General features: G+C 59.2%; 3 protein-coding genes. 2 read left to right on the top strand and 1 reads right to left on the bottom strand.

Features of this window, described 5'->3' with window-relative positions; genetic code table 11:
* The first annotated feature begins 43 nt into the window (after positions 1 to 43).
* Together NW844_RS04730 and NW844_RS04725 are read left to right on the top strand one after the other, a co-directional pair.
* Positions 44 to 1,285 carry a hypothetical protein gene (locus NW844_RS04730; RefSeq protein ID WP_414333935.1) on the top strand — a complete coding sequence of 414 codons (1,242 nt, stop codon included), beginning with the start codon at positions 44 to 46 and terminating at the stop codon, positions 1,283 to 1,285.
* A gap of 6 nt (positions 1,286 to 1,291) precedes the next feature.
* Positions 1,292 to 1,588, top strand: a complete 297-nt coding sequence (locus NW844_RS04725) for a hypothetical protein (protein WP_414333933.1) — start codon at positions 1,292 to 1,294, stop codon at positions 1,586 to 1,588.
* A 194-nt stretch (positions 1,589 to 1,782) separates the two neighbouring features.
* On the opposite strand, the gene NW844_RS04720 is transcribed toward NW844_RS04725, so the two are convergent.
* Positions 1,783 to 2,004 carry an HNH endonuclease gene (locus NW844_RS04720; RefSeq protein ID WP_414333971.1) on the bottom strand — a complete coding sequence of 74 codons (222 nt, stop codon included), beginning with the start codon at positions 2,002 to 2,004 and terminating at the stop codon, positions 1,783 to 1,785.
* Positions 2,005 to 2,009 lie beyond the last annotated feature (5 nt).

Below are 2,009 nucleotides of genomic sequence, written 5' to 3'. Positions count from 1 at the left end.
GTTAACTGTTCTCCCTTCCTATCCCCTCGAGATCAGGCCATCTATGTTGGAGCATTTACGCCTTGACCGCGCTCGCAAGCTGCTCTCTCTCTTTGGCGAGCCGGTGATTTTCCACTGCCACCACTACAACCTATTTTTGCAGCAGACCATTGAGGATCCCGACTGGATCGATGGGGTGAGCATCCTGCGTACGGCAGCTCAGGAGATCTTCTACAGCTTGCTCCAGGGCGCTTTTAAAACCTTGGGAGTGCAGCAGGCAGCAGAGCGGCTGGCGGTGGCGTGCCAGTTGTTCGGCTTTCTCGGCTTGGGGCGACTGGAGCTGCAGGCCAGCCCCAGCGGTGGCGAAGCCCAGCTCACCCACTCCCACTACGCAGAAGGCTGGCTGAGCAAGTACGGGGATCAGGCTAACCGCACTCGTCCCATCGATCATCTGGCCGTGGGCTATGTGGCGGCGGCGCTGGATGCCACTTTTGGCGAGCTGGGCAGCTACACGGCAGAGGAAACGGAGTGCATGGCGGTTACGCGCAAGGATCGCTGCCTGATCCAGGCTACTCGGCTGCCACGGCCTCAGACTTTGGTTCCTAGCCCCGGCATGGGCAAGCTCATCGAACGTCCAGCCGATCTGCCCAAGCCGATAACAGCGGTGGACTATGACGCGGTCAACGAAGCTCTGTGGAGCCTGCCTTTGGCAGGAGATGAACGGGGGCAGATTCGCGCCTTCAACGTGCTGCTCACGCGCATGCCTGCCAATTACTACAACCGCATCCAGTACCGCTTTTTGGAAGAGCTGAAAGCAGTGCAACCCGGTCTGCAGCAGGTGGCAGAGGATCTGGTGCGCGAATCGGGCCATGTCTGTGTCTTCTACACCTTGGGCAACATCATGGAGTCGCTGGAGTGGGAAACCCTTGTGGGGCCAATGCTGGAAAAGGATACCGACTGGATCCACGGGGCCTATGCCGTAACCAGCAGCTTGGGGTGGGGTCGTTGGCAGGCTTTGGAGGTGGTGAGCGATCATTCCTGCCGGGTGGCTATTGACGGCAACTACGAGACCAACTACTTTTTGGCTTCCTACCCACGGGCAGATTATCCGACCTGCTATTTTGCCCAAGGGGCGGTGCCGGCGCTGATGAATCTGGTTTACAACGGCAACATTCAGCAGAAGCCGATTCTGGATCAAGTCTTCTACAACCGCCTCTTCCAGCGGGGTGGGCTGTTTCACGGGAAGGAGACCAAAGCCAGAGAGAAAGGGGATCCCTGGTGTGAGTTCTACGCCGAGCGGATTTAGGGATCCATGCAGGTGCGCATCCTGAGGCGGCGAGAGTGTGGAAGGGGCTGGGCCACAGACCTGCTGCTGCCGCGCTGCCTGAGCTGGCCGGAGGTGGAAGAGCTGGCGCAGGAGATAGGGGCCACCTGCCGCTGCTTTCAAAAACAGCTGGTGTGGTTGGATCTGCCGGCAGGGCGAATTACCGCTTCCTTGCGGGTGCCTCGCCTAACTTTGCGGCTCTACGACGCCGCTGTTGAGGCCCAGCTCCTCAAGCAGGTGTGTCGGCTAGCCGAGGCCCCTGCTCCTGCAGCGGAGGAGGACTGAGCTGTTGGCGACTCTGCGAGCTCTCCTTAGAGGCGCTGCACAAGCTTTATAGTCGGTTCAAACACAATTCAAACACTTTCACTTTGCCACCTACCCAAGCACTTCGCGCTGCTGCCCTCACCCCCAACCCCTCTGAGGGAGAGGGGGGTTAGGGATAGGCTTTCCGTCTGTTGTTTGAGGTAGGTCTCAGCTCCCTAGAGATCGAAACGGCGGCGAAAGCGGGGATCCCACCTGTCCTTTTTGCGCTGATTACAGACTTTGCACAGGGTTTGCAAGTTGCTGATGTCGTTGCTGCCGCCCTGGGCAAGGGGGACGATGTGATCAACCTGAAGCTGCACCTCTGGGGGCGATTTGCCACAACTGCGGCAGCGGAAGCCATCCCTTTGGAAGACATACTCCCGCACAGATGCTGGGATCGGGA

The organism is Synechococcus sp. H55.2 (assembly GCF_047462495.1).
Lineage (GTDB): Bacteria > Cyanobacteriota > Cyanobacteriia > Thermostichales > Thermostichaceae > Thermostichus.
Note: the sequence above shows the minus strand (reverse complement) of the source record. Positions and strands in the feature narration are given on the sequence as shown.

Bases quoted from the DNA above. Each gene is read 5' to 3' on its own strand.
- NW844_RS04730 (WP_414333935.1), top strand. From the start codon at position 44: ATGTTGGAGCATTTACGCCTTGACCGCGCTCGCAAGCTGCTCTCTCTC.
- NW844_RS04725 (WP_414333933.1), top strand. From the start codon at position 1,292: ATGCAGGTGCGCATCCTGAGGCGGCGAGAGTGTGGAAGGGGCTGGGCC.